Origin of the sequence: Pseudomonas sp. TWP3-1 (genome assembly GCF_049896625.1) — a bacterium.
Taxonomy (GTDB): domain Bacteria; phylum Pseudomonadota; class Gammaproteobacteria; order Pseudomonadales; family Pseudomonadaceae; genus Aquipseudomonas.
Window position 1 is genome coordinate 128,537 of record NZ_JAFCUQ010000013.1, and the last position, 20,854, is coordinate 149,390.

Below are 20,854 nucleotides of genomic sequence, written 5' to 3' on the forward strand. Positions count from 1 at the left end.
TTGGCTGGTCTATCGCTATCGCGGGCAAGCCCGCTCCCACAGGGTCATATCGTGATTTCAAGATCTCAATTTCAAGCTGCAATCGCAGGGCGCATCGGGGCTTGTTGTTTCTCGGGAATTGCCCCAAACAATGCCTTCTGCACCGCTTGCTGCGCTTCAAACGCCAATGCCGCACGCTCGCGGCCCTCGCAGGCAATCGGCTTGAGCAGATGAATCTCCACATCTCCCCGATCATTGCCAAACAAGCGCATCAAGTGCGACAGCAGATCATCATCACCAATGAACGGCGCCAGCGTATCGACCTGACCGTCGCGCAGATAACGAATGGCCACCGGTTGCAGCATCACCTCTGAATCAATCGCCGCCGACAGCAAGCGACCATGAAAGGTACGCAGCGAACGGCCATCGGTGGTGGTGCCTTCCGGGAACATCAGTAGCGGATGGGCCTGTTGCAGGTGGCGGGTCATCTGTTTGCGGATCAACTGGCTGTCGCCCGAACCACGGCGGATGAACAGGCTGCCAGCCTTGGCCGCGAGCCAACCGGCCACCGGCCAGGTGCGCACTTCAGCCTTGGACAGAAACGACAGCGGCGTGAGCATGCCCAGCAGCGGAATGTCGGTCCATGACACATGGTTGCTGACCCACAGCATCGGCTGTTTCGGCATGTCGCCGTGTACGGTCACGCGAAAGGGCAGGGCATTGCTCAGGCGCGCCATGAAAAAACGCGACCAGCGCTGCCGGCGCAGCATCGAATGCGCCAGCCCGGCGCGCTCGAACATCCCGAACACACTGGCCATGGTCAAACCGAGCGTCACCACCAGCAGCACTCGCGCAATCCGCGCGTACACCCGCAACCGGCTCATCACATGGCCGCCTTGAAGTGTTTGGCGTAGCGCGGGCAGAGTTCGTCGCGCTTGAGCAGGATGAACACATCGGCGACCTGGAAATCTTCGTCCCAGCACGGTTCGCCGCAAATCTTCGCGCCGAGGCGCATGTAAGCCTTGAGCAACGGGGGCATTTCGGCAATCACGTTCGACGGGATATCCAGCGTCGGCAGCGGCTTTTTCGGCTCGGCGCGCAGGTGTTCCGTGCACAGATAACGTTCGCGCAGACGCTGCATGATCGCGTGCGCCTGGATGCCGCCGTCCTGCATCGGGATGCTCGCGCAACCCATCAGATAGCTGTAACCACCCTGATTCAATACTTCGGCCAATTCGCCCCAGAGCACAGCGATGGTGCCGCCGTTGCGATAGGCCGGGTCGACGCAGGTGCGACCGATTTCGAGAATCGGGCCTTGCAGATGTGCGAGGCCGTGCAGGCTGAATTCTTCTTCGCTGTAGAACTTGCCCAGCGTGCTGGCGGCGGCGTGATCGAGCAAACGCGTGGTCGCCACCAGGCGGCCGGTGTTCAAGTCACGCACGCCGATGTGGCTGCAGTGAACATCATAGTCATCCATGTCCAGACCCAGCTCCGCGCCGTTCAACTTGGCGTTGAACTCGCCGCTGAACACGTTGAAGCGCAAGGCTTGGGCTTGCTGCAACGCTTCGGCGCCGATCAGGCGTTCGGCTTGCAGGCGGCGTTCATTGCCGGTGTCGCTGATGCGGGCGATCTGAGTCATGCGAATCTCCGTACGGGCCATTAACCCGTCGTGGGTTACAGCCATCGACTTTCTTTATGCAGCCGTGTTGTGCAAAGTCAGGCTATGTAGCCCCGGTGTCATCGCCATGAATGTTTGGTGATGCTTATATGACAGCCCACGAGGAGCCTCGGATGAACTGGTCGAACCTGCTTGAACGCCGCGAACGTTTACCCGCCGTTGCCGACTTGGCGGAAGGGTTCGCCACGCTGTTGCAGCAACTGGGCAGCGTCAGCCCGTTTGAACTGGCGGTGGCTGGCGGGCGGCGCATGGCGACGCCGGGGCTGGCGTTTCTGGTGGGCTATCAAGCGGCATTGCGCATGCTTTGGCCGAGTGCGCCGTTGAGCCTTGGCGCGTTGTGTGCGACCGAACAGCGCAGTCTGCGGCCCGCGGACATGCAGACCCGACTCAAGGATTTACGCCTGAGCGGACGCAAGGACTTTGTCACTGCTGGCGACGCCGCCGACTGGCTGCTGATCGCTGCACGCAGTGAACAACCCGACGAATCACCACGTTTGAGTCTGGCGGTGGTGTACCCCGGCGAACCTGGCGTACGGGTGGAAAAACTCCCCGCGCTGCCGTTGATGCCGGACATCAGCCACGGTCGGTTGCATCTCGACGGTGCGCTGTGCGAGTTGCTGGCCGGGGACGGGTGGGATGCTTACGTAAAACCGTTTCGCACCCTTGAAGATGTTTATGTGCTCAGCGCAATGACCGCATGGTTGTACGGCGTCGGCCAGGACTGCGATTGGCCGCAGTCCTTGCAGTTGCGCTTGCTGGCGCTGTTGGCGGGTTGTTCGGAGGCGAGCCGGCAACCGCCGAACAGTCCGGCGGGTCATGTGCTGCTGGGCGGTTTGTTTGCGCAGTTTGATGCGCTGAAGGTTGAACTGGATCAGGCGTTGGCTGACGGCAATCCGGAGTGGGCGGCGATGTGGCAGCGTGATCAATCGGTGATGCAATTGGCGGCGGGTGCGCGGGCCAAGCGGTTGGCCAAGGCGTTGGCGGATCGTTGAATCCTGTGGGATTGTCATTTTTGTGGGCTAGCCTCGGCAGGTCTGTTTGCCGAGGCCTGACCATGTTCAAAGGCTTGTCCCTGATTTTGCTGCTGCTCAGCTTCACCGTTCAGGCCGAACAATGGCCCGGCGAACAGTGGCCCGTCGGCGCGAGGATCTCCGGTCCGGCCGTCGAAGCGCTGGAAACTTATGCCTTCCCCAATCGCGACGACGAGACCCGCCAAGGCATTCGCACCGACGCCTTGCTGGTGATCCGCGACGGGCAGCTCATCTACGAACGCTACGCCGCGCCAACGACTGCCGTTACACCGCACCTGACCTGGTCGATCAGCAAAAGCCTGATGGCCACGGTGCTCGGCGTGGCTTACGGCGAGGGCCTGTTCAAACTCGAAGATCCGGCCGCGAAGTTTTATCCGGCACTGACCAGACACCCGGCCATCACCCTCGCCGATCTGCTGCACTGGGCCTCGGGCATCGACTGGCAAGAAGACTACGAATACGCCCCGCTTAAATCTTCAGTGGTGGCGATGCTCTACACCCGTGGCCATCGCGACATGGCCGCGTTCACCGCCGATCACGGCACTTACGCACAACCGGGTCAGGCGTTCCGCTATTCCAGCGGCGACAGCAATCTTTTGGCCGCGGCGCTGAAAACCATCGTCGGCGCGCAGCGCTATGCGGATTATCCGTGGACGGCACTGTTCGAACCGCTGGGCATTCGCAACGCCGTGTGGGAAACCGATGCGACCGGCACGTTCGTCGCCTCTTCCTACGTCTATCTGACTGCAAGGGATCTGGCACGCATCGGCCTGCTGATGGCGCGCGATGGGCGCTGGAACGATCGGCAATTGCTGCCCAAAGACTGGGTCGCGTTCAACCGCGAACCGTTCGTTGGCTACAAGGCGCATCAGGACGAAGCGGTGCCGGGCGGCCAGTGGTGGCTCAATCGCGCGGCAGACGGTGCGGCCTCACCCTGGCCGGATGCACCCGCCGACACCTTTGCCGCCCTCGGTCACTGGGGACAGGCGCTGTACGTGATCCCCAGCGAAAAACTGGTGATCGTGCGCTACGCCGATGACCGCGACGGCAGTTACCGCCACAACGAATTGCTCAGACTGGCGCTCAAGGCATTCGCCGGGACGGTGCAGCCATGAAGTGGGTCGGACGATTTTTGTTGTTGCTGTTGATCGTGCTGCTCGGCTGGATCTGGCATGAGCGCGTGGCGTTGTGGGCGTTTCCGGACATCATCAGCGCCTACACCGCCAAAGAGTATTGCTCGTGCCGTTATGTGATGAACAACGATGCCGATTACTGTCGCGGCTACGTAAAACAGTGGCTACCGACGAGCAGCTTCAGCGATGAGGCCGCCAGCAAAACCATCACCGTCAGCGGCATGGGCCGAACCAATAGCGCGCAGTGGCTGAGCCAACGACAAGGCTGTCTCCTCAATCCCTGAACCCCCTCAATTCCCCTGTGAATAGAGAGCCCTGTGGGAGCTGGCGTGCCAGCGATGACGGAGTGTCAGTCACAACAATATTGCCCGTGCCGGCGCTATCGCTGGCAAGCCAGCTCCCACAGGGATTTCCACCCATCGACAGATTTGCGGCGATCCGGTTTGCAATAACCGCGCAGGCAGTTAAGGTTCGTGCACGTTTATCGGCCCCACGAGTCTTCAATGTTCAAACGCTCCCTGTGCAACCTCGCTGCCGGCCTATTGCTGGCGGCTGCCGCTTTGCCGGCTCAGGCCAACTGGTATCTGGACGGCGAGTCGTCGCGGATTTCTTTCGTCAGTACGAAAAACGCCAACGTTTCCGAAGTGCAGCGCTTTCTGGTGTTGCACGGCAAGGTCGATCCGAGTGGTCGCGCCGAGGTCGAAGTCGAGATGGACTCGATCAACAGCGGCATCCCGCTGCGCGATGAACGCATGCGCAAAGAGTTGTTCCAGATCGAGCAATTCCCCGAAGCGACCATCACCACGCAAATCGATCTGCGCCCGATCAACGATCTGGCGCCCGGTGCGCAGCTGGAATTGCGCTTGCCGCTGACCGTCAACCTGCACGGCAAGCAACACGAATATCCTGCCGAACTGCTGGCGACGCGTCTGGATGATCGACGCTTTCAAGTGGTCACGCTGGAGCCGCTGGTGATCAGCGCCGAGGATTTCGATCTGGCACCGGGGCTGGAAAGTCTGCGCAAGATGGCCGGGTTGTCGGCCATCAGTCTGTCGGTGCCGGTGGGTGCGGTGCTGATCTTCACGGCGCGCTGACGTGCGTGGTGCGGTATTCCCGTGGCGCGACGGCAATCGCTTCGAACTGCTGATCGACGGCCCGCAATTCTTCCCGAAGATGCTCGAGGAAATCGCCAACGCCAAGGAGCAGATCGAACTTGAGTTGTATCTGGTCGAGGCGGGCGCCTGCGCTGAAACCATGGTCCAGGCGTTGGTGCTGGCAGCCGAACGCGGTGTGCGCGTGCGTTGCCTGTTCGATGATTACGGCAGCCTCGCGTTCACGCTCAATCTGCGTAAACGCCTGACGGGTGCTGGCGTTGAACTGCGCTTCTACAATCGCCTGAACTGGCGACGCTGGGTGCGTAATTTCTACCGTGATCATCGCAAGCTGCTACTGGTCGATCAGCGTCTGGCAGTGGTCGGCGGCACGGGCGTTACCGACGAGTTCTGGACGCCGGGCCACGACACCAGTGAATGGCACGAAGTGATGGTGCACATTACCGGGCCGCTGGTGCTCGATTGGCAATTGCTGTTCGACCGCCAATGGATTGCCAATAGTTATCGCCGCGCATGGAAGCCGGCTGCGCATTTTGGTCTACCGCGTTTGCCCAAAGTCCCTGCCAGCGGCGCGGGCATGGGCCGCGTGGCCTACGCCGATGCCCGCCAGCACCGCGACATTCTGCAATCACTGATCCGCGCGCTGAACAGCGGCCAGCGCCGGATCTGGCTGGCAACACCGTACTTCCTACCGACCTGGCAAATCCGCCGCTCCCTGCGCAAGGCCGCCGCGCGTGGCATCGACGTACGGCTGTTGCTGACCGGGCCGCACACCGATCATCCCTCGGTGCGTTATGCCGGGCATCGCTACTACCCGCGTCTGCTCAAGGCCGGGGTGAAAATCTTCGAATACCAGCCGTGTTTCCTGCACCTGAAAATGGTGCTGGTGGACGACTGGGTGAGCATCGGTTCGTGTAATTTCGACCACTGGAATCTGCGCTTCAATCTTGAGGCGAATCTGGAAGCACTGGACCCGCAATTGACGGCGGCAGTGGTGGCGAGTTTCGAGAAAGACTTCAGCCTGAGTCAGCAGGTGAGTCTGGAGGAATGGCAGCGCCGGCCGTTGTGGCGGCGGGTCAAGCAGAGGATTTGGGGATGGGTGGATCGGGTGGTGGTCAATATCCTGGATCGCCGCGGGTAGCGGCGTCACCCTAGAACACTGTGGGAGCTGGCTTGCCAGCGATGAGGCCGGCATATTCAACATCTCAGTTGACTGTCAGTCCGCCATCGCTGGCAAGCCAGCTCCCACAGGTTTTTGCAGTGTTTGACGAATTACAGCAACTCAAAGCTCTGCTGCGTCACGTCCTGGGAGTCCAGGCCGATCTGCACGTTGAACTTGCCCGGCTCTGCCGCGTACTTGAGCTGGGCGTTGTAGAACTTCAGGTCATCCTCGGTGATGGTGAAGTGCACGACTTTCTGTTCGCCGGCCTTGAGCATGATCTTCTGGAAGTTCTTCAGCTCCTTGACCGGGCGGATCATCGAGCCGGTGACGTCCTGAATGTACAGCTGCACCACGGTTTCGCCGTCACGCTTGCCGGTGTTTTTCACCATCACACTGGCGTCGAGCTTGCCGGTGGCGTTCAGCGTGGTCGACGACAGCGCCATGTCGCTCAGGTTGAAAACGGTGTAGCTCAAGCCGAAACCGAACGGGAACAGCGGCCCGGTGGTGTCATCGAAATACTGCGAGGTGTAGTTGCCCGGTTTGCCCGGCGTGAACGGCCGGCCAATGCTCAGATGGTTGTAGTAGGTCGGAATCTGGCCTACCGAGCGTGGGAACGTCACCGGCAGTTTGCCCGACGGGTTGTAGTCGCCGAACAGCACGTCAGCGATGGCGTTACCGCCTTCGGTGCCGCTGAACCAGGTTTCCAGAATCGCATCAGCCGATTCTTTTTCTTCAAGAATCGTCAGCGGACGGCCGTTCATCAGCACCAGCACCAACGGCTTGCCGGTGGCTTTCAGGGCGCGGATCAGATCGCGCTGGCTTTGCGGGATGTTCAGGTCGGTGCGGCTCGACGACTCGTGGGACATGCCACGCGATTCACCGACCGCTGCAACCACCACGTCAGCCGACTGCGCCGCTTTGACCGCTTCGTCGATCAACACGTTGGCCGGGCGCGGGTCATCGACCACTTCCGGTGCATCGAAGTTGAGGAAGTTCAGGTAATCGAGGACTTTCTTGTCGCCGGTGATGTTGGCGCCACGGGCGTAGATCAGGTTCGACTTGTCGCCGATCACGCTGCTCATGCCGTCGAACAGGGTCACCGATTGCGCTGGACGACCAGCAGCGGCCCAACTGCCCATCATGTCGATTGGCGCTTTGGCCAGCGGGCCGACCAGGGCGATCTTCGCGGTTTTCTTCAGCGGCAGGGTTTCATTCTGATTCTTCAGCAATACCTGACTGCGACGCGCAACTTCACGCGCTTCGGCGCGGTGCAGGCGGCTTTCGGCGTAGGTGTCGGCCGGATCATCTTCAGCCTTGCCGATGCGCAGGTACGGGTCCTTGAACAGGCCCATGTCGTACTTGGCCGCGAGTACTTCGCGTACGGCGTTGTCGATGTGTTTCTGTTCGATTTCACCGGACTTGAGCAGGCCCGGCAGCTCTTTGCCGTACAGGGTGTCGTTCATGCTCATGTCGATGCCGGCCTTGATCGCCAGCTTCGCCGCTTCACGACCGTCACGTGCCACGCCGTGCTTGATCAGCTCGAAGATCGCACCGTGGTCGCTGACTGCCAGACCTTTGAAGCCCCAGTCGCGGCGCAGCAGATCGTTCATCAGCCAGGTATCGGCAGTGGCCGGTATGCCGTTGATCGAGTTCAACGCCACCATCACGCCACCAGCGCCGGCATCAATCGCGGCGCGGTACGGCGGCAGGTAATCCTGATACATCTTCACCGGGCTCATATCCACGGTGTTGTAATCGCGACCACCCTCGACCGCGCCATACAGGGCGAAGTGCTTGACGCTGGCCATGATGCTATCGGCGGCGCTCGGGGTCGCGCCTTGATAAGCCTTGACCATCACCGTGGCGATGCGCGAAGTCAGGTAGGTATCTTCCCCGAAACCTTCGGAGCTACGGCCCCAGCGCGGATCACGGGAGATGTCGACCATCGGCGCGAAGGTGATATCGAGGCTGTCGGCGGCGGCTTCTCTGGCCGCGACGCGCCCGGACTGGCCGATGGCGTCCATGTCCCAGCTCGAAGCGAGGGCCAGCGGAATCGGGAAAATCGTACGGTGACCGTGGATCACGTCGTACGCGAAAAACATCGGAATCTTCAACCGGCTGCGCATTGCCGCGTCCTGCATCGGACGGTTTTCCGCACGGGTGATAGAGTTGAACGTACCGCCGATGTTGCCCGCGGCGATTTCCTTGCGGATCAGTTCGCGGGGCATTTCCGGGCCGATGCTGATCAGGCGCAATTGGCCGATCTTCTCGTCGAGAGTCATTTGCTTCATCAGGTCGGTGATGAAGGCGTCCTTGTTTTCCAGGGGCACCGGGGTCGCCGCGGCCAATACTTGATGACTGGCCAGACTGACGAACAGGCCCAGCAAACACAGCTTCTTCATGAATAGTTTTCTCAAGGGCACACACGGCGTTGCAATGCCGGCCAGCCAAAATTTAGGGAACGACTATTGTTGTTCGGGTACTGATGCAAATGCGGCGGCGTAATGCGCGTTGCCGAATTTCACAGCATGATCGCGCTGGGCCTCTTTTTAGCCCATCGGCCCGTAGCAATCCAGTGGCGCGGGCGATTATGCCCCAACAGCCGGCCGAGAATGTTTCGCGGTCAATTTTTCTGAAAATGTGCAAGGGAGCACCCATCCGATGAATCTCAGTCCTGTCTACCGCTCGCGCTTGCAGGTGGCCACGTTATTGGTGATGGCCACGCTGCTGACCGCGTGCGGCATCAACAACATTCCGACCCTCGACGAACAGGCCAAAGCCGCGTGGGGCCAGGTGCAGAACCAGTATCAGCGTCGCGCTGATCTGATTCCGAACCTGGTGGAAACCGTCAAAGGTTACGCCGCGCATGAAAAGGAAACCCTGACGGCGGTGATCGAGGCGCGCGCCAAGGCGACTTCGATTCAAGTGGATGCCAGCACCCTCGACAACCCGGAAAAGCTCAAGCAGTTCCAGCAGGCTCAGGATCAACTGACCGGCGCCTTGAGCCGGTTGATGGTGGTGTCCGAGCGTTATCCGGATCTCAAAGCCAACCAGAACTTCCTCGCCCTGCAATCACAACTTGAGGGCACGGAAAACCGCATCGCCGTGGCTCGCCGCGATTTCATTCTGGCCGTGCAGAAATACAACACCGAAATCCGCACCTTCCCCGGTCGCCTGTGGCACAGCGTGATGTACAGCGATCTGCCGGCCCGTGAAACCTTCGAAGCCACCACCCCCGGTGCGGACAAGGCCCCGGAAGTGAAGTTCTGATCCGGTGATGTCCATGCGTGTTTTGAAGATAGGCCTGGTGCTGATGCTGTGGCTGTTCGCCGTCAGCGCCCGGGCCGAGTTGACGTTCCCGGCGCTGAGCGGACGGGTGGTGGACGATGCGCAGATGCTCGAGCCGACGGTGCGTGCGCAACTGAGCCAACAGTTACAGGCTCACGAACAGGCGACCGGGGAGCAATTGGTGGTGGTCACCCTGCCGGATCTGCAGGGCACCACGATCGAGGACTACGGCGTCCAGCTCGGTCGCCACTGGGGCATTGGTCAGAAGGACAAGAACAACGGCGCGCTGCTGATCGTCGCCCGTGACGAGCGCAAGTTGCGCATCGAAGTCGGCTACGGGCTGGAGGATCGGCTGACCGATGCGCAGAGTTCGGTGATCATCCATCAGGTCATCACACCCGCGTTCAAGTCCGGCAACTTCGGCAAGGGCATCAGCGACGGCGTCGCGGCGATGCTCGTGGTGCTGGGTGGCAATCCGCTGGATGAGCCGTCGACGGTGTATGAATCGACCGGCGATCCGTCGGACGATTTCATCTCGCGCCATCCTGCGCTGTTCGTGTTCCTGCTGATGTTGTTCATCCTTGCGGTGTTTGTCTTCCAGATGCTCGGTATCCTGCCCGCTGGCCGGGGTGGCTCCGGAGGCGGGGGCGGTTTTGGCGGGGGCGGCTTCGGAGGTGGCGGCGGTGGCGGTGGAGGCTTCAGCGGCGGCGGTGGCAGTTTCGGCGGCGGTGGTTCGTCCGGCGGCTGGTAATGACAATAATGAGAACAGGCACTGCATGACATGGCATTACTGAATGAACACGAACAACGCAAAGTCGCCGAGGCAATCGCCCGGGTCGAGCGCGACACCGACGCCGAACTGGTAACGGTGCTGGCGGCGCGCGCCGACGACTACGCCTACATCCCGCTGCTGTGGGCCAGCCTGTTGGCGCTGGTGCTGCCGGGAATCGTGCATTACCTGACCGGGTGGTTGACCTTGCACAGTCTGTTGCTGGTGCAATGGGGCCTGTTCATCGTGTTGTGCCTGCTGTTCAGGCTGCCGAAGATCACCACGCATCTGGTGCCGCGCCGAGTACGGCACTGGCGGGCGTCGAACCTGGCGCGACGGCAGTTTCTCGAGCAGAACCTGCATCACACGGTGGGTAGCACCGGGATGTTGATCTTCGTCTGCGAGGCCGAGCGCTACGTGGAGATTCTGGTGGACGAAGGGATTTCCAAACGGCTGGACAACAAGAGTTGGGACGCGATTGTCGCGGCGTTTACCGAGCAGGTAAGGCGCGGGCAGACGTTGCAGGGTTTCGTGACGTGCATCGAGGCGTGTGGCGAGTTGCTCAAGGTGCATGTGCCGGTGACGCAGGTGAGGAATGAGTTACCGAATCGGTTGGTGGTGCTGGGCTGAGGATTTTGTGTTCGCTGCAAGATCGTAGCCCCTCACCCCAGCCCTCTCCCTCCGGGAGAGGGCTGGGGTGAGGGTGCTTTTAGCAACCGCTGGGTAAATAAGCGCGTGTCCCAAACCGCCATCCCCCCTAAAATACCCGCCATCCCCGATTCGCCCCGCCCCGAGGCCACCCATGTCTGTTACCGCCCAATCCGCCCCGTCTACCCAATCGGCGCCGGATCACCACGCCCAGTTCATCGAGCTGCTGCAAACCAGCCTCGAGCAGAGCGGCTTCATCAAACTGGTGCTGGCCAAGTACGTCGGCGACGAAGCGGAGTTGCAGCGGATCATCATCAAACCAGTGACGGTCAAAGCCCAGCCTTGCCTGTCGTTCGTGTATCGCTACAAGACCCGCGACATCACCAAGAATCTGCCCCTGACTGAAGGCGTGGCGGCGATTGCTGCTCTGCTGCCAGCCTCATTCAAAAACGCGCATTTACTGTCGCTGAACGATGAAGCCCAGCTGGAATACAGCAAAAAGGGCAAATCTTCGCTGTTCATGAGCAAACCCCAGCAATTGCGCGAGGTGCCGTCTGCCGAGCACAACCGCGAGAAAAACCGCTTCCTTGAGCTGAACCGACCGTTCCTCAAGGATCTGGGCGTGACCAACGCCAAGTCCGAGCTGATCCCGGCGATGTCGCGCAAGTGGAAGCAGATCAACAAGTTCATCGAAGTCTTCAGCCACGCCCTGACCACTTCACCACTGGCGCTGGATAAACCGGTGCGGGTGGCGGATTTCGGGTCGGGCAAGGGTTACCTGACGTTCGCCATCCACGACTATCTGCGCAATACGCTCAAGGCTGAAGGCGAAGTCACCGGTGTCGAGCTGCGTGAAGAGATGGTCGACTTGTGCAACAACGCGGCGGCGAAACTCGATCACCCAGGTCTAGTGTTCAAGTGCGGCGATGTACGCAGTGTGGCGCCGAGCGAGCTGGACGTGATGATCGCCCTGCATGCCTGCGACATCGCGACCGACTACGCGATCCACACCGGCATCCGCTCGGGCGCCGCGATCATCATGTGCTCGCCGTGCTGCCACAAGCAGATCCGCCTGCAAATCCAGAGCCCGGCGCTGCTCAAGCCGATGCTGCAATACGGTTTGCACTTGGGCCAGCAAGCGGAAATGGTCACCGACAGTCTGCGTGCATTGTTCCTTGAGGCCTGCGGTTACGAGACCAAGGTGTTCGAGTTCATCTCGCTCGATCACACCAACAAAAACAAGATGATTCTGGCGGTGAAACGCGCCGAGGCGGTCGATCCGGCTCAGTTGCTGGTGAAGATTCAAGAACTGAAGGCGTTTTACAACATCAGCGAGCACTGCCTGGAAACCTTGCTGCGCGCTGATGGTTATCTGAGCTGACCTATGTGGTTTAAACGGGGACTGTAAGGGGCGGGACGACAGCGGCGTAGTAGCCGGTTGTTACCCACCCCGTCAGATACGGACTACCTTGAAGACTCCTGCGTATTTTCCAGAGGAGTTCTCCCCATGGCCGCGAAAAAAATTCTGATGCTGGTTGGCGACTACGTCGAAGACTACGAAGTGATGGTGCCGTTTCAGGCCCTGCAAATGGTCGGCCACACCGTCCACGCCGTGTGCCCGGACAAGGCTGCGGGCCAGACGGTGCGCACCGCGATCCATGACTTCGAAGGCGACCAGACTTACAGCGAAAAACCCGGTCACCTGTTTGCGCTGAACTTCGACTTTGCCAAAGTCGATGCCAAGGATTACGACGCACTGCTGGTGCCCGGCGGTCGTGCGCCGGAATACCTGCGCCTGAACGAAAAAGTCCTCGACCTGGTAAGAGCCTTCGACAAGGCCGGCAAGCCAATCGCCGCCGTCTGCCACGGCGCGCAACTGTTGGCAGCCGCGGGCATTCTCGAAGGTCGCGAGTGCAGCGCTTATCCAGCCTGTGCGCCGGAAGTGCGACTGGCGGGTGGTACGTACATCGACATCGCCGTGACCGAAGGCCACGTTCAGGGCAATCTGGCCACTGCGCCAGCCTGGCCGGCGCATCCGAATTGGCTGGCCGGTTTCCTCGGTCTGCTGGGCACCAAAATCACTCTGTAACGAGGTTGCGTGCATGTGCGAGCTGTACGTCAAAGCCGATCCGATTCTTTACGAATCACGCTCGCGCTCGCTGCGCATCTGCGGCGTGGTGACCACGGTGCGCCTGGAAAACCAGTTCTGGGACATCCTCAGCGAAATCGCCGAGGTCGACGGCATGAGCACCAATCAACTGGTGGCCAAGCTGTATGAAGAGGTGATGGATTATCGCGGTGAGGTGGTGAATTTCGCTTCGTTTCTACGGGTGAGCTGCACGCGCTATCTGAGTCAGCGGCGCGTGGCTGCGCCGGAGTTGTCGGTGGTGCGTGCAGTGGTGAAGTAGCGCTGCGCAGGCGACAGAAGCCCGGCGCTGGTCTTTACTCTCTGGCGCCAATCCCTTCAATCGCCAAGGAGCAACGAGCATGTCCGGATGGTACGAAGTGAGCAAAAGCAGCAGTGGTCAATTCAGGTTTGTACTGAAAGCCGCGAATGCCGAAACCATTCTGACCAGTGAGCTGTACACCACCCGCAGCGCCGCCGACAAAGGCATCGCCTCGGTACAGACCAACAGCCCGCTGGATGAACGCTACGAGAAGAAAACCACCAAGGACGGTCATCCGTATTTCAATCTCAAGGCTGGCAACCATGAAGTCATCGGCAGCAGTGAGGCGTATTCCTCTGATGCCGCTTGTGACAAGGGCATTGCCAGCGTCAAGGTGAATGGGCCGAGCAAAGTGATCAAGGACAAAACCTTGCCGGTACTCTGAATCTGCTGAAGATCCAAATGTGGGAGCCAGCAGGCTGGCTCCCACATGGTTTTGTGTGTTGCCTGGGATCAGCGCAGGGTTTTGAGGATTGCTTGCAGTTGATTGCGCCCAGCCTCGCTCAGCGGGAATACCGGCAAACGCGGCTCGCCAACCTCTAGCCCGGTATCACGCAAGCCGGCCTTGATCGTCGCTGGCAAGCCTCCTTTCAAGATGAAGTCCAGCAGCGGCAACTGGCGGTAGAACAGTTCGCGCGCCTTGCCCAGATCGTTCGCCAGCGTAGCGGCATACAGATCCAGATTCAGCTGTGGAATCAGGTTCGGCGCCGCAGTGCACCAGCCCTTGGCCCCGGCGGCGAACGCTTCCAGCGCCAGCGGATTGCAGCCGTTGTAGAACGGCACCTGACCTTCGCCGAGCAGTTGCAGCTTGTGCATGCGCTGAATGTCGCCGGTGCTCTCCTTGACCATGGTCACGTTCTCCACGGCGTTGACGATGCGCAGAATCAGATCAACCGACATGTCGGTGCCGCTGGTGGCCGGGTTGTTGTAGAGCATGATCGGCACGCCGATGCTCTCGCCGATGGCGCGGTAGTGGGCGAGGATTTCCGCTTCGGTGAGTTTCCAGTACGAGGCTGGCAGCACCATCACCACGTCGGCGCCGTGAGCTTCGGCGAAACGTGCGCGGCGGACCGCTTTGGCGGTGGTCAGATCGGAGACGCTGACCACGGTCGGCACACGTTTGGCGACGTGCTTGATGCTGAACTCGGCGACTTGATCCCACTCCGTATCGCTCAGGTACGCGCCTTCGCCGGTGCTGCCCAATGGCGCAATGGCATGCACGCCACCGTCAATCAGTCGGTCGATCGAGCGGCCGAGTGCCGGCAGGTCGAGGTCTTCGCCATTGGCGCTGAACGGGGTGATGGTGTAGCCGATGATGCCGTGAATGTTGGACATGTTGGGTGCTCCGCAAGGATGAAGTTTCAGTTCAGGCAATCGGCGTGTTGGCGCAGGTTCTGCCGGGCGTAGTAGTTGAACGCGGCGGCGTGGCGTTTCGGTTTCGACACCCAGTTATGCGCCTCGCGGCCCAGCTCGGGACTGATCGGCTTGATCGTGCCGGCGGCCATCGCCAGCAACTGCAGTTTGGCTGCGCGCTCGATCAATTGCGCGATGACACAGGCTTCTTCAATCGTCGCCCCGGAAGACAGCTGACCGTGGTGCGAAAGCAGAATCGCGCGCTTGTCGCCCAGCGCACCGGCAATCAGTTCGCCTTCTTCATTGCCCACCGGCACCCCCGGCCAGCCTTCGAGAAACGCGCAATCGTCGTACAACGGGCACAGATCCATGTGCGAAATCTGCAACGGCACTTCGAGCATCGACAGCGCGGCAACGTGGGTCGGATGCGTGTGAATGATGCAGTTCACGTCCGGTCGGGCACGGTACACCCAACTGTGGAAACGGTTGGCCGGGTTGGCCATGCCGTGACCTTCGAGCACTTCCAGGTCTTCGTTGACCAGCAGTAGATTGCTCGCGGTGATCTCATCGAAACCCAGGCCCAGTTGCTGAGTGTAATAGGTGCCGGGCTGCGGGCCACGCGCGGTGATCTGCCCGGCGAGGCCGGAGTCATGGCCGCTCTCGAACAGGATCCGGCAGGTCAGGGCCAGCTTTTGCCGGTCAGTCCACGTATTATCCGCCAGGTGATTTTGCATCTGCGTCAGGGCTTGCTTGACCAGTTGCTCTTTGGGTAGTGCTAATGTCTTGGCCATATCGGGTGTCCTCGGGTGTGTTCATGCAAATGACACTAAAGAGGCTATATGACACAAAGTGTCATTGGCAAGGACAAATCGTCATTCCTTTGCTGGATTAATCGTTTTTCATGTCTATCCGTTTGAAATTATTAAGAAAAAAACTTGGCGTGACGCTTGAGGTGCTGGCCGAAAAATCCGGCATGACCAAGAGCTATCTGTCAAAAGTCGAGCGCGGCTTGAACACGCCGTCGATTGCCGCCGCGTTGAAACTGGCCAAGGCACTGAACGTGAAAGTCGAGGAGTTGTTCTCCGAAGGCAACGTCAGCCTCGACAGTTACAGCCTGGTGCGCAGCCACGAGCGCCAGCCGCTCGGCGCCGATCAGCACAGCCCAGGTTACGCGGTGCTGGCGCATCAGGTCAGCGAGCGCAATCTGCTGCCGTTCATCATTTACCCGCCGAGCGAGTTCACCGACAAAACCTTCAAGGAACACTTGGGCGAGGAGTTTCTGTTCGTCCACGAAGGCCGGGTGGAAGTCGACTTCATGAGCGAGCGCGTGCTGCTGGAACGCGGCGATGCGCTGCACTTCAATGCGCAGAAGCCGCATCGAATTCGGTCAGTCGGGGATGTGCAGGCGCAGTTGCTGGTCGTCGTGCACAGCGCTGAAGACTGAGTTGACTGGGCGAATGCCATCGCTAGCCTGCTAGCGATGGCGTCAGTAGCCATTCAACTATTTTTCTAACGGCACTCTGAGTTTCGGACTGCCCAGCGCATGACTCTTCGAATCAAAAAACCGCAGCTCAACGCCCGTGCCCTCAAACACCTGCGCGTAATGCCGCTTCTGATGCTGAATAAACGCAGTGCTGCGTGGATGGATCGAGATCGCCACGGTCTTCGGTCTGGCCTGGCGCAACGCGCGAATGATGTGGCTGTCCTGCTCGCCCAACGCATGGCCGAAGATACACAATCCGTCGCCATGCCCTAACAACTGCTCATAGCAGAACGACAGATAATCCGAGCTGCGGATGCTTTTGAGCTTGTCCGCACTCGGCCCTTCGTTGACGAACAGCGGCACGTCATCAAGGGTTTTGATCGTGTTGTTGATCGCGAAATTACCCAGCAGCGTGCCTTCGGAGACGGTCATTTTGCGTGCGCTGCCGTCCTGATTGCGCACCAGGTGCAGAGCGCCGTGCAGGTACAGCAGACGCGGTTTTTCGCTGGTGCTTTGGCTCAGGTCGAAACTGGCGTTGGCGCCGTTGAACAAGTCGTCGAGGGCATCGCTCTGGTGCTGCGCGGCCCAGCAATTGAGCAAGTCGTAATTGCTGCTGAACACGGTGCGATAGCTGGCCAGTTCCTCATTCAGCGTCGCCAGCGTCGAGGCCTTGACCAGTCGCCACGGCAGGTGCACGTCGTGCACGCTGTTGATCAGCGCTTCCTTGATCGCGTAGTAGCGATTGCGCGGCGCCGCCGAACTCACGGCCAGCGCCTTGTTCACGCGGCTGGTGGTTTTCAGCGCGCCGAGCACCTGCTCGAAACTGCGCGTCTGCATCGCCTCGAACACGCTCAGCTCCGACTGGCTCAGCGGCTTGTCCGGCAGCGTGCGCGCGTTTTCGAACAGCGAGTCATAGCCGAAATCGTCCCACAGCGCGCGGCTGGCGCCATTGCCCATCAGCAGACCGCGCAAGTCTGTGCTGGCGCGCACGGCGCTCCAGTCTTCGAGCGTGGCGTCGACATCGAGAAAATCGGTCATTGCAGGGCAGGTCTCAAAACGAAGGGCAGATGGACGGCGACTTTATCACGAGCCGGCATTGAGCCAGATCAACATCGCCGGTGACCGATCGGTCGATGCTGTGCGTATCCGCCGGATAGCAGGTGTCGATTCGGCCTCAGTCAGGAGACGCGCATGAGCAGTACCTTTTTCATTCCGGCGGTGAACATCATGGGCAACGGCTGCCTCGACGAAGCCATGGTCGCGATCCGCAACTACGGTTTTCGCAAGGCGTTGATTGTCACCGACGTCGGTCTGGCCAAGGCTGGCGTGGCTTCGATGATTGCCGAGAAACTGGCAATGCAGGACATCGACTCGGTGATCTTCGACGGCGCCAAACCGAATCCGAGCATCGCCAACGTCGAATCCGGGCTGGGCCTGCTCAAGGAAACTCAGTGTGATTTCGTGGTGTCGCTGGGCGGTGGTTCACCGCACGATTGCGCCAAAGGCATCGCATTGTGCGCGACCAACGGCGGGCAGATCCGCGACTATGAGGGCGTCGATCAATCGAGCAAGCCGCAACTGCCGCTGATCGCCATCAACACCACTGCCGGCACCGCCAGCGAGATGACCCGTTTCTGCATCATCACCGACGAATCGCGCCACGTGAAAATGGCCATCGTTGACCGCAACGTCACGCCGCTGCTGTCGGTCAACGACCCGGCGCTGATGGTAGCGATGCCGAAAAGCCTGACCGCCGCCACTGGCATGGACGCTCTGACCCACGCCATCGAAGCCTACGTCTCGACCGCTGCCAACCCGATCACCGACGCCTGCGCGCTGAAGGCCATGACCCTGATCAGCAACAACCTGCGTCTGGCGGTGCGCGACGGCAGCGATCTGGCCGCCCGCGAGAACATGGCGTATGCGCAGTTTCTCGCCGGCATGGCCTTCAACAACGCGTCGCTGGGATATGTGCACGCGATGGCGCATCAGTTGGGCGGTTTCTACGATCTGCCGCATGGCGTGTGCAACGCGGTGCTGCTGCCGCATGTGCAGGCGTTCAACGCGTTGGTTTGCGCGGATCGGCTGACCGATGTCGCGCACGCGATGGGGGCGGACATTCGCGGTTTCAGCGCAGAGGAGGGCGCGCAAGCGGCCATTACGGCGATCCGTTGTCTGGCCAAGGACGTGGAGATTCCCAGCGGTTTGCGCGACCTCGGCGCAAAATGCACCGACATCCCGATACTGGCCGCCAATGCACTGAAAGACGCCTGCGGGTTGACCAACCCACGCGCGGCGGATCAGCGGCAGATCGAAGAGATCTTCCGCAGCGCGTTTTAAGCGCGTGGACGCTTCGGCGCGAACCGCACGCAAAGCACCGCGCCGAGTGCCAATACGCAGCACAACAACGACAATGGCCACGCGTGCGGGCCGGCCATCAGGCTGGCCAGTCCGCCGATCACTGCCGCGAGCAATTGGTGAATGAAGCCGCTCAGTGCCATGGCGTAGGCACCGGCAATCGGCGCGCCGTCGTTGGCGCAGGACAGGCTGATCGGGTAGTTCAGCGACTGGCCGAACACCGCCACGCAGTAGGGCAACCACAGCAGCCAGGCAAGCGAACTCGCCGCCAGACTGCCGAGCAACATCACGCCACTGCCGGCCAGCACCAGGCCCACGCCCAAGGCCATCAAGCGTTGTTGACCGGTGCGCAGCACGAAGCGATTGACCGCCACTGCGCCAAGAAAATACGCCGCGCTGATTGGCCATCCGAGCAGTCCGTAATCGGCCGCTGACCAATTCAACGGACCTTGCAGAATCAACGGCGCCGCAGTGTTGAAGGCGATGATCACGCCGTATCCCAGACCGCCCGCGAGTGCCGGCAGGAGGAACGCGCGATGGCTCAGAATCTGCCGATAGACCGTCCATGGTGAAACCGTTGAGGGTGTTTCTGCGAGCACGGGAAAGCTCAAGCGCGAGACAATCCCGGCCATCATCAGGCTGACGGCGCCGAGCAGATAAAAAATCGCCTGCCAGCCCAGAGTCACCTGAATGATCGAGCCGACGTACTGACCAATCCCCAGCGCCACCACGAACGAAATCGAAATCCACGACAGTGCCTTGGCCAGCAGATCGCCCTTGAAACTGTCGCGAATCAACACCCGCGCCATCACCGAAATACCGCTGGCGCCGATCCCCTGAACAAATCGCAGCAACAAGAACGACTCCAGCGTCGCGCCCAGTGGCAACGCCAGATTCGCCAGCCCATAAATTCCGAGTGCCGCCAGCAACACCGGTTTGCGCCCGATGCGCTGGGCGAGGCTGCCCCAGAACAGCATCGGCAACGCCATGCCGATCAGGTACAGCGCCAACCCCCAGGCGACCTGCGAGGCATCGACCTGCAAATATCCGGCGATCTGCGGCAATGCGGGCAAATAGATGCTCATGCCCAGTTGGGCGAGGAATACGGTGCAGCAGGTGATGAGCAGGATCAGGCTGGGGTTCATGCGTCGTCCGTGGCGTTAGTGATTGCGACTGTGGGTCAATAAAAGTTCGGTGATCAGCTCGCAGAAATGCTGGATCAAAGCCGGCGGCATATCGGCGCGCAGAGTAATGCGGATTGCGGCTTTGCCTTGAGCGACCACCGGAAAGAATACCGCGCTGGTGAAGAAACCTTGATCGGCCAGTTCCATGGCAATACGGTTGGCCAGCGCGGCTTTGCCACAATTGATCAGGCGAATGGCCATGGGGCTGCTGTGCTGTTCGGTGCCGATCAGGCTGTCGAACAGGCGGATATTAGCCTGAAGCTGGCCCTGCAGAACGCGAAATTCTGCGCTGCGGTGCAATCGAATCGACGCGCGTCCGGCACCGATGGCCGCGCAGTTGAGGCTTTGCGACCAGTTGCTCGGCCCGCCGTAACGCTGGATCAGCGTCTTCTGCCGCTGGTTGCCGAGCATCACCAGACCACCGCTGGCGCCGAAGGATTTGGCCAGCGAGGCGACGATCAGACAATCGTCCTCCAGCGCACTGATTCTCGGGCGCACCAGGCCGGCGCCGTTGCTACCGACGGCGGACAGCGCGTGGGAATCGTCCAGGTAGAGGAACAAGCCGTAGCGTTCCTTGAGATACAGCAGGCTGTCCAGATTGGCCACGCCACCCATGCTGTAGGCACCGCCGGCGATGTACGCGACGCTGGTGTGGCGCTGGCACACGCTTTCGAGAAAATCCATGTCGTTGTGTGGGCCGGTCAAGACTTGAGTTTCGTCGGCGCAGTTGGCTTTGAGGTGATTCATCGAGTAGTGCGCGAGGCGATCGAAGACCATCACGGGCGGACGGTTTTGGGTGAACACGCCGCTGGCCAGCAGCGGCAGAATTCCTGCGCTGGCGGCGCTGCATGACAAGGTGCTCAGGCACACGGCGCCAAACAGTTCCGAGAGTTCGTTTTCGTATTGGTCGAGGATTGCCAGTTTGCAGCGGTTCTTCGAGTTGGCGACGCGCAGGGTGCCGGTTTCGCGCAGGGCTGCGATGGCGCCTTCGAGCAGGGCGGGGTGATGATCAAGGCCCAGGTAGGAGGTGGTGCAGAAGTGGTGGAAGTGGCGGCCGTGTTGGTCTTGCAGGTGGTTGGGGCCTTTGATTTCGACGTTGAGGGCGGCGATTTTTCCGCTTTCAGCGGTTTCCCAATCGTGGTCGGCGCGGGCGATGACTTTGCGGTAGTTGGTGAAGAGGTTGGGGGTGTTGGGCTGGTGATTCAACGGGGGCTCTCCTTGAGCTTGGC

The 20,854-nt window shown here is 60.6% G+C and carries 22 protein-coding genes; 14 read left to right on the forward strand and 8 right to left on the reverse strand.

What is annotated here, in order from left to right:
* Positions 1–71: 71 nt before the first annotated feature.
* Together ACP7BN_RS18535 and olsB are read right to left on the reverse strand one after the other, a co-directional pair.
* On the reverse strand, positions 72–863 hold the full coding sequence (locus ACP7BN_RS18535; RefSeq protein ID WP_426205566.1) for a lysophospholipid acyltransferase family protein: 792 nt from the start codon (positions 861–863) through the stop codon (positions 72–74).
* Positions 863–1,618: an L-ornithine N(alpha)-acyltransferase gene (gene olsB / locus ACP7BN_RS18540; RefSeq protein WP_420648163.1), complete on the reverse strand. Its 756-nt coding sequence runs from the start codon at positions 1,616–1,618 to the stop codon at positions 863–865. The genes ACP7BN_RS18535 and olsB overlap by 1 nt, the downstream gene beginning before the upstream one ends.
* Before the next feature lie 152 nt (positions 1,619–1,770).
* Between olsB and ACP7BN_RS18545 the strand changes: the two genes are divergently transcribed.
* The 5 genes from ACP7BN_RS18545 to ACP7BN_RS18565 all read left to right on the forward strand — a co-directional run bounded on the left by ACP7BN_RS18545 (position 1,771) and on the right by ACP7BN_RS18565 (position 6,074).
* On the forward strand, positions 1,771–2,649 hold the full coding sequence (locus ACP7BN_RS18545) for an acyl-CoA dehydrogenase (protein WP_426205567.1): 879 nt from the start codon (positions 1,771–1,773) through the stop codon (positions 2,647–2,649).
* A 62-nt stretch (positions 2,650–2,711) separates the two neighbouring features.
* A complete protein-coding gene (locus ACP7BN_RS18550) occupies positions 2,712–3,803 on the forward strand; it encodes a serine hydrolase domain-containing protein (protein WP_426205568.1) in 1,092 nt (363 codons plus the stop codon).
* Positions 3,800–4,105, forward strand: a complete 306-nt coding sequence (locus tag ACP7BN_RS18555) for an amidase (RefSeq protein WP_426205569.1) — start codon at positions 3,800–3,802, stop codon at positions 4,103–4,105. Before ACP7BN_RS18550 ends, ACP7BN_RS18555 begins: the two co-directional genes overlap by 4 nt.
* 219 nt (positions 4,106–4,324) lie before the next feature.
* The gene (locus ACP7BN_RS18560; RefSeq protein WP_420648159.1) at positions 4,325–4,915 is read left to right on the forward strand and encodes a YceI family protein; all 591 of its coding nucleotides are present in this window, start codon (positions 4,325–4,327) and stop codon (positions 4,913–4,915) included.
* 1 nt (position 4,916) lies between these two features.
* Positions 4,917–6,074 carry a phospholipase D-like domain-containing protein gene (locus tag ACP7BN_RS18565; protein ID WP_426205570.1) on the forward strand — a complete coding sequence of 386 codons (1,158 nt, stop codon included), beginning with the start codon at positions 4,917–4,919 and terminating at the stop codon, positions 6,072–6,074.
* A 131-nt stretch (positions 6,075–6,205) separates the two neighbouring features.
* Here ACP7BN_RS18565 and bglX read toward each other — a convergent pair whose 3' ends face one another.
* Entirely contained in the window at positions 6,206–8,497 is a 2,292-nt protein-coding gene (bglX, locus tag ACP7BN_RS18570) for a beta-glucosidase BglX (RefSeq protein ID WP_426205571.1), read from the reverse strand.
* A gap of 259 nt (positions 8,498–8,756) precedes the next feature.
* Between bglX and ACP7BN_RS18575 the strand changes: the two genes are divergently transcribed.
* The 7 genes from ACP7BN_RS18575 (at position 8,757) to ACP7BN_RS18605 (ending at position 13,632) form a co-directional block, all read left to right on the forward strand.
* Entirely contained in the window at positions 8,757–9,365 is a 609-nt protein-coding gene (locus ACP7BN_RS18575) for a LemA family protein (protein WP_420648156.1), read from the forward strand.
* 13 nt (positions 9,366–9,378) lie between these two features.
* Complete coding sequence (locus ACP7BN_RS18580; RefSeq protein WP_426205572.1) at positions 9,379–10,134, forward strand: TPM domain-containing protein; 756 nt, start codon at positions 9,379–9,381, stop codon at positions 10,132–10,134.
* A 30-nt stretch (positions 10,135–10,164) separates the two neighbouring features.
* Positions 10,165–10,782, forward strand: coding sequence for a TPM domain-containing protein (locus ACP7BN_RS18585; RefSeq protein WP_426205573.1), 618 nt, complete (start codon positions 10,165–10,167; stop codon positions 10,780–10,782).
* Positions 10,783–10,954: 172 nt separating this feature from the next.
* Complete coding sequence (locus ACP7BN_RS18590) at positions 10,955–12,181, forward strand: class I SAM-dependent methyltransferase (protein ID WP_426205574.1); 1,227 nt, start codon at positions 10,955–10,957, stop codon at positions 12,179–12,181.
* A 126-nt stretch (positions 12,182–12,307) separates the two neighbouring features.
* Entirely contained in the window at positions 12,308–12,889 is a 582-nt protein-coding gene (locus ACP7BN_RS18595) for a DJ-1/PfpI family protein (protein WP_426205575.1), read from the forward strand.
* A gap of 13 nt (positions 12,890–12,902) precedes the next feature.
* Positions 12,903–13,208 carry a ribbon-helix-helix domain-containing protein gene (locus ACP7BN_RS18600; RefSeq protein WP_420648152.1) on the forward strand — a complete coding sequence of 102 codons (306 nt, stop codon included), beginning with the start codon at positions 12,903–12,905 and terminating at the stop codon, positions 13,206–13,208.
* Positions 13,209–13,287: 79 nt separating this feature from the next.
* Positions 13,288–13,632: a YegP family protein gene (locus tag ACP7BN_RS18605; RefSeq protein WP_420648151.1), complete on the forward strand. Its 345-nt coding sequence runs from the start codon at positions 13,288–13,290 to the stop codon at positions 13,630–13,632.
* Between the two features lie 68 nt (positions 13,633–13,700).
* Here ACP7BN_RS18605 and ACP7BN_RS18610 read toward each other — a convergent pair whose 3' ends face one another.
* Positions 13,701–14,582 carry a dihydrodipicolinate synthase family protein gene (locus ACP7BN_RS18610; RefSeq protein ID WP_426205576.1) on the reverse strand — a complete coding sequence of 294 codons (882 nt, stop codon included), beginning with the start codon at positions 14,580–14,582 and terminating at the stop codon, positions 13,701–13,703.
* A gap of 26 nt (positions 14,583–14,608) precedes the next feature.
* On the reverse strand, positions 14,609–15,391 hold the full coding sequence (locus tag ACP7BN_RS18615) for an aldolase (RefSeq protein WP_426205577.1): 783 nt from the start codon (positions 15,389–15,391) through the stop codon (positions 14,609–14,611).
* A 110-nt stretch (positions 15,392–15,501) separates the two neighbouring features.
* On the opposite strand from ACP7BN_RS18615, the gene ACP7BN_RS18620 reads away from it, so the two are divergent.
* Positions 15,502–16,044: a helix-turn-helix domain-containing protein gene (locus ACP7BN_RS18620; RefSeq protein WP_426205578.1), complete on the forward strand. Its 543-nt coding sequence runs from the start codon at positions 15,502–15,504 to the stop codon at positions 16,042–16,044.
* A gap of 57 nt (positions 16,045–16,101) precedes the next feature.
* Here ACP7BN_RS18620 and ACP7BN_RS18625 read toward each other — a convergent pair whose 3' ends face one another.
* On the reverse strand, positions 16,102–17,121 hold the full coding sequence (locus tag ACP7BN_RS18625) for a DUF4917 family protein (protein ID WP_426205579.1): 1,020 nt from the start codon (positions 17,119–17,121) through the stop codon (positions 16,102–16,104).
* A gap of 153 nt (positions 17,122–17,274) precedes the next feature.
* Here ACP7BN_RS18625 and yiaY point away from each other — a divergent pair, with 153 nt between their 5' ends.
* Entirely contained in the window at positions 17,275–18,423 is a 1,149-nt protein-coding gene (gene yiaY / locus ACP7BN_RS18630; protein ID WP_426205580.1) for an L-threonine dehydrogenase, read from the forward strand.
* On the opposite strand, the gene ACP7BN_RS18635 is transcribed toward yiaY, so the two are convergent.
* Together ACP7BN_RS18635 and ACP7BN_RS18640 are read right to left on the reverse strand one after the other, a co-directional pair.
* Positions 18,420–19,586 (reverse strand): multidrug effflux MFS transporter, encoded by a 1,167-nt coding sequence (locus ACP7BN_RS18635; protein ID WP_426205581.1) that lies wholly within the window; start codon positions 19,584–19,586, stop codon positions 18,420–18,422. The genes yiaY and ACP7BN_RS18635 overlap by 4 nt on opposite strands.
* A 15-nt stretch (positions 19,587–19,601) precedes the next feature.
* A complete protein-coding gene (locus ACP7BN_RS18640; RefSeq protein WP_426205582.1) occupies positions 19,602–20,831 on the reverse strand; it encodes an aminotransferase class I/II-fold pyridoxal phosphate-dependent enzyme in 1,230 nt (409 codons plus the stop codon).
* Between the last annotated feature and the right edge of the window lie 23 nt (positions 20,832–20,854).

Bases quoted from the DNA above. Each gene is read 5' to 3' on its own strand.
- ACP7BN_RS18535 (WP_426205566.1), bottom strand. From the start codon at position 863: ATGAGCCGGTTGCGGGTGTACGCGCGGATTGCGCGAGTGCTGCTGGTG.
- olsB (WP_420648163.1), bottom strand. From the start codon at position 1,618: ATGACTCAGATCGCCCGCATCAGCGACACCGGCAATGAACGCCGCCTG.
- ACP7BN_RS18545 (WP_426205567.1), top strand. From the start codon at position 1,771: ATGAACTGGTCGAACCTGCTTGAACGCCGCGAACGTTTACCCGCCGTT.
- ACP7BN_RS18550 (WP_426205568.1), top strand. From the start codon at position 2,712: ATGTTCAAAGGCTTGTCCCTGATTTTGCTGCTGCTCAGCTTCACCGTT.
- ACP7BN_RS18555 (WP_426205569.1), top strand. From the start codon at position 3,800: ATGAAGTGGGTCGGACGATTTTTGTTGTTGCTGTTGATCGTGCTGCTC.
- ACP7BN_RS18560 (WP_420648159.1), top strand. From the start codon at position 4,325: ATGTTCAAACGCTCCCTGTGCAACCTCGCTGCCGGCCTATTGCTGGCG.
- bglX (WP_426205571.1), bottom strand. From the start codon at position 8,497: ATGAAGAAGCTGTGTTTGCTGGGCCTGTTCGTCAGTCTGGCCAGTCAT.
- ACP7BN_RS18575 (WP_420648156.1), top strand. From the start codon at position 8,757: ATGAATCTCAGTCCTGTCTACCGCTCGCGCTTGCAGGTGGCCACGTTA.
- ACP7BN_RS18580 (WP_426205572.1), top strand. From the start codon at position 9,379: ATGCGTGTTTTGAAGATAGGCCTGGTGCTGATGCTGTGGCTGTTCGCC.
- ACP7BN_RS18585 (WP_426205573.1), top strand. From the start codon at position 10,165: ATGGCATTACTGAATGAACACGAACAACGCAAAGTCGCCGAGGCAATC.
- ACP7BN_RS18590 (WP_426205574.1), top strand. From the start codon at position 10,955: ATGTCTGTTACCGCCCAATCCGCCCCGTCTACCCAATCGGCGCCGGAT.
- ACP7BN_RS18595 (WP_426205575.1), top strand. From the start codon at position 12,308: ATGGCCGCGAAAAAAATTCTGATGCTGGTTGGCGACTACGTCGAAGAC.
- ACP7BN_RS18600 (WP_420648152.1), top strand. From the start codon at position 12,903: ATGTGCGAGCTGTACGTCAAAGCCGATCCGATTCTTTACGAATCACGC.
- ACP7BN_RS18605 (WP_420648151.1), top strand. From the start codon at position 13,288: ATGTCCGGATGGTACGAAGTGAGCAAAAGCAGCAGTGGTCAATTCAGG.
- ACP7BN_RS18610 (WP_426205576.1), bottom strand. From the start codon at position 14,582: ATGTCCAACATTCACGGCATCATCGGCTACACCATCACCCCGTTCAGC.
- ACP7BN_RS18615 (WP_426205577.1), bottom strand. From the start codon at position 15,391: ATGGCCAAGACATTAGCACTACCCAAAGAGCAACTGGTCAAGCAAGCC.
- ACP7BN_RS18620 (WP_426205578.1), top strand. From the start codon at position 15,502: ATGTCTATCCGTTTGAAATTATTAAGAAAAAAACTTGGCGTGACGCTT.
- ACP7BN_RS18625 (WP_426205579.1), bottom strand. From the start codon at position 17,121: ATGACCGATTTTCTCGATGTCGACGCCACGCTCGAAGACTGGAGCGCC.
- yiaY (WP_426205580.1), top strand. From the start codon at position 17,275: ATGAGCAGTACCTTTTTCATTCCGGCGGTGAACATCATGGGCAACGGC.
- ACP7BN_RS18635 (WP_426205581.1), bottom strand. From the start codon at position 19,586: ATGAACCCCAGCCTGATCCTGCTCATCACCTGCTGCACCGTATTCCTC.